The sequence below is a fragment of the Helicobacter sp. WB40 genome (assembly GCF_027859275.1).
In the GTDB taxonomy this organism is placed as follows: Bacteria; Campylobacterota; Campylobacteria; order Campylobacterales; family Helicobacteraceae; genus Helicobacter_D; species Helicobacter_D ibis.
Map to the genome: position 1 here is coordinate 1 of NZ_JAQHXS010000017.1, position 5,000 is coordinate 5,000.

At 42.8% G+C, this 5,000-nt stretch carries 2 tRNA genes and 3 rRNA genes (1 of these 5 running past the window's edge); all 5 read right to left on the reverse strand.

The features are described from left to right. Positions 1-816 precede the first annotated feature (816 nt). Positions 817-932: ribosomal RNA gene (gene rrf, locus PF022_RS08680) — 5S ribosomal RNA — on the reverse strand. Positions 933-1,011: 79 nt separating this feature from the next. Continuing rightward, positions 1,012-3,981 (reverse strand): 23S ribosomal RNA (locus PF022_RS08685). 200 nt (positions 3,982-4,181) lie between these two features. Next, positions 4,182-4,257: transfer RNA gene (locus PF022_RS08690), tRNA-Ala, on the reverse strand. Positions 4,258-4,260: 3 nt separating this feature from the next. After that, positions 4,261-4,337 (reverse strand) — tRNA-Ile (locus PF022_RS08695). An 83-nt stretch (positions 4,338-4,420) separates the two neighbouring features. Beyond that, positions 4,421-5,000: ribosomal RNA gene (locus PF022_RS08700) — 16S ribosomal RNA — on the reverse strand (it continues 915 nt past the right edge of the window). The 16S, 23S and 5S rRNA genes sit together here with 2 tRNA genes alongside, the layout of an rRNA operon.

Consider the following 5,000-nt stretch of genomic DNA (forward strand, 5'->3'; position numbering starts at 1 on the left):
CCACCAAATTCTTCGCCAAACTTTTTTATAGCTTCTCTTTGCTCCTTTGTGATTGAGTGAGATAGAATCTCTTCTGCACCTCTTAGATTTTGACTTGGCAGATTCCTTATAAACCCACCAATTGCAGTCTCATCAATTAGCTTTCCTACTCCTTGTAGGCTTTTTTGTATTAACTAAACAAACTATAACTAAATAATAACTCTAAAAATCATATTAATAAATCTAATTAGAAATTTACACAAATAAATTAGAATCTACCAACTAAAAGGATATATACTAAAAAAGATATAGTAAAAAGAATAATAGAATCTAAAAAAACTAGAGTGTTATATTTTTATAAATAACTACAAGATTTTAAAGCTAAAAGATATATAAACTATCAATGATATTAAACTTAGTAGCTATTCTAATTTATTACTTCACGCATATTAATTTAACCAAACACATATAAGATAATAAAAAATCTCTAAAAAGATTATTAGTAATATGCAACAAGAGTAATTTACACTTTGGCTCTAAAGATATAAAAGTGCTAAAGATAGTAAGAGAGTACTTCTAATTTATAATAAATAAAAACAGATTTTAAAAATAAAGCTATGCTAAAGAGTATCAAGCTATTAAATAACTAGGGTTACTTTAAAGTATATTTTATAAAAGATTAGAATGATATAACAATATTTTTTATACAAACACACTTTATATAAATGATTTTACTAAAGACTAAAACCATAAACATATAAAAACCAAATAAATTAAATTAAATAATATATGAAGAATATAAAAGAATAGTAGTAAATTCATCTCTTTGCACTCTAATCTCCGCACCGTCCTACTTTACCACTCCTGAAAGGAGCAGTATCATCAGCGAAGAAGAGCTTAACTTCTAGGTTCGGAATGGAGCTAGGTGGGACCTCTTCTCTATTAGCACGAAGATTAGAATGCAAATAAACCTATAACAACTACATATCTTACAAAGTTGAGTTATACACTCATTAAGGCAGTGGCTTATTATCAATTAAGCCAATCGGTCTATTAGTAGTAGTCAGCTAAACATATTACTATGCTTACACCCCTACCCTATCAAGCAGGTAGTCTTCCTGCGACCTTCAGGGAAAGTTAATCTTGGAGTTGGCTTCACGCTTAGATGCTTTCAGCGTTTATCACATCCATACGTAGCTACGCTGCGATGCCCATAGCAGGACAACAGCTACACCAGTGGTATGTCCATCCCGGTCCTCTCGTACTAGGGACAGATCTCCTCAACTTTCCTACGCCCACGGCAGATAGGGACCGAACTGTCTCACGACGTTCTGAACCCAGCTCGCGTACCGCTTTAAATGGCGAACAGCCATACCCTTGGGACCTGCTCCAGCCCCAGGATGCGATGAGCCGACATCGAGGTGCCAAACCTCCCCGTCGATGTGAGCTCTTGGGGGAGATCAGCCTGTTATCCCCGGGGTACCTTTTATCCTTTGAGCGATGACCCTTCCACACAGAATCACCGGATCACTATGACCGACTTTCGTCTCTGCTTGACTTGTTTGTCTTTCAGTCAGGCTGGCTTATGCCATTACACTCTACAAATGATTTCCAACCATTTTGAGCCAACCTTTGCAAGCCTCCGTTACTTTTTAGGAGGCGACCGCCCCAGTCAAACTACCCACCAGGCATTGTCCTGCTTATGGATAACATAAGCCAGTTAGCAGACAGAAACATTAAGGGTGGTATCTCAACGATGGCTCCATCTCTACCGGAGTAAAGATTTCAAAGCCTCCCACCTATGCTGCGCATAATGCTCCCATCGGCAGTGCCAAGCTGTAGTAAAGGTCCACGGGGTCTTTCCGTCTTGCCGCGGGTAGGAGGAATTTTCACCTCCACTACAATTTCACTGAATCACTCTTTGAGACAGCTCCCATCTCGTTACGCCATTCATGCAGGTCGGTATTTAACCGACAAGGAATTTCGCTACCTTAGGACCGTTATAGTTACGGCCGCCGTTTACTCGGGCTTCAATTCAAAGCTTCACATTGCTGCTGACTAATCCTCTTAACCTTCGAGCACCGGGCAGGCGTCACACCTTATACTTCCTCTTACGAGTTTGCAAAGTGCTGTGTTTTTGGTAAACAGTCGGGAGGGACTCTTTGCTGAGACCTACTTGCGTAGGCACACCTTATCGCGAACTTACGGTGCTAGTTTGCAGAGTTCCTTAAAGAGAGTTCTTTCACGCGCCTTAGAATACTCATCTCATCTACCTGTGTCGGTTTACGGTACGGGCAACATTAGCTAAACTTAGAGGCTTTTCTTGGCACGACGATCTTAACAATTCTCTTATCCATCCGAAGACTTCAAAGAGCCTGTCGGGTTTGGGATACGGGAGCGGATTTACCAATCTCCTAACTTGCACCCTTCGACTGACACTTCTATCCGTCAGCTTGTCTTGACCCTATGCGTCCCCCCATCGCACACTAATGTTGGTATAGGAATATTAACCTATTTTCCATCGACTACCCCTTTCGGACTTGTCTTAGGACCCGACTAACCCTACGATGACGAGCATAGCGTAGGAAACCTTAGATTTACGGCGAAGTGGATTCTCACCACTTTTATCGCTACTCATTCCTGCATGCTCACTTCATATCGCTCCAGCACTCCTTACCGGTATACCTTCGACGCAATATGAACGCTCTTCTACCACTGTGCATCAGCACAATCTACAACTTCGGTGTCTATCTTAGCCCCGTTATATTTTCTGCGCAAAATCACTAGACCAGTGAGCTGTTACGCTATCTTTAAAGGATGGCTGCTTCTAAGCCAACCTCCTGGTTGTCTGAGTAACTTCACATCATTTTCCACTTAGAATAGAACTTTGGGACCTTAGTTGGTAGTCTGGGTTGTTTCCCTCTTGACGATTGATTTTATCACCCACCGCCTGACTCCCAAGATACGGCAATAGGTATTCGTAGTTTGACAGGGGTTGGTACCGCGGTGAGCAGCCCTAGCCCAATCAGAGCTCTACCCCCTATTACTATCACTTGAGGCTATACCTAAATATATTTCGAAGAGAACCAGCTATCACTGAGTTTGATTGGCCTTTCACCCCTATCCACAGCTCATCCCAACCCGTTTCAATGGGTACGAGTTCAGTCCTCCGGTGGGTGTTACCCCACTTTCAACTTGGCCATGGATAGATCACTCAGCTTCGGGTCTGCAGCATCTGACTAATCGCCCTATTAAGACTCGCTTTCGCTACGGCTTCACATTAGTTTAACCTTGCCAGATACCACAACTCGCAGGATCATTATGCAAAAGGCAGTCCGTCACCCTGATACACCCCATAAAATTTTAAAATTTTATAGGGACCCCACTAATATTAGTTAATGGGATACACCACATAAAGTAAAACTTTATGGGATGTATCATAGGGCTCCGAATGATTGTAGGCAAATGGTTTCAGGTTCTATTTCACTCCGCTCACTGCGGTTCTTTTCACCTTTCCCTCACGGTACTGGTTCGCTATCGGTGTAGTAGTAGTATTTAGGGTTGGAGGGTGGTCCCCCCAGCTTCAGCCCGGATTTCACGTGTCCTGACCTACTCTGGATCCTGCTACCTAGAAATACTCTTTCATATACGGGGCTATCACCCTCTATGGCTATACTTTCCAGAATGTTCTATTAGAGTATTTCAGTGGATGTTGCAGTCCTCAACCCCAAGTGCAAGCACTTGGTTTGCCCTATTCCCCGTTCGCTCGCCGCTACTAAGAGAATCTCGTTTGATTTCTTTTCCTCTAGTTACTGAGATGTTTCACTTCACTAGGTTCGCTCCATTTAAGGTAATGTATCTCTCAATACATTGGGTTGCCCCATTCGGAAATCTATGGATCAAAGCATCTTGACAGCTCCCCATAGCTTATCGCAGTCTAGTACGTCCTTCATCGCCTCTACTACCCAAGGCATCCACCATTTGCCCTTTACAAGCTTAACTGACTTTATATTCTAACGCCACTGCCTTAATGAATGTATCATTAAAACAACTTTGGTTTTTATGCGTGATTGTAGTTAATACTATTATAGGCTTTAACAATGAATTTTCAAATAACACTTAGACTAAAGTCTAATGTGAAACTTATATAATCTATATAGATTTTAAATCTCACATTAGACTTTCTTTAATGTATATAGGACTGGTGGAGAATAGCGGGATCGAACCGCTGACCTCCTGCGTGCAAAGCAGGCGCTCTCCCAGCTGAGCTAATTCCCCTTATGGTGGGCTTAAGAGGACTTGAACCTCTGACCTCACCCTTATCAGGGGTGCGCTCTAACCACCTGAGCTATAAGCCCCTAAATATAGTTAAAAAATCTCTGAAAACTAAGCAGGTAAAAGAACTTGAATCAAATAAGTGAATATTTGATTATATCTCTTGAAAGGAGGTGATCCAACCGCAGGTTCACCTACGGTTACCTTGTTACGACTTCACCCCAGTCGCTGCATCCGCCGTGGGCGGTAGCCAGTTTGGCATTCCGACTTAAGGCGAATACAACTCCCATGGTGTGACGGGCGGTGAGTACAAGACCCGGGAACGTATTCACCGTGACATGGCTGATTCACGATTACTAGCGATTCCAGCTTCATGCTCTCGAGTTGCAGAGAGCAATCCGAACTGAGAGAAGTTTTTGAGATTTGCTCCACCTTGCGGTATTGCGTCTTTTTGTACTTCCCATTGTAGCACGTGTGTAGCCCTAGGCGTAAGGGCCATGATGACTTGACGTCATCCTCACCTTCCTCCTCCTTGCGAAGGCAGTCTCCTTAGAGTGCTCAACCGAATTGTTAGCAACTAAGGACGAGGGTTGCGCTCGTTGCGGGACTTAACCCAACATCTCACGACACGAGCTGACGACAGCCGTGCAGCACCTGTTTTCAAGCTCCCTAAAAGGGCACTCCGCTATCTCTAGCAGATTCTATCAATGTCAAGCCTAGGTAAGGTTCTTCGCGTATCTTCGAAT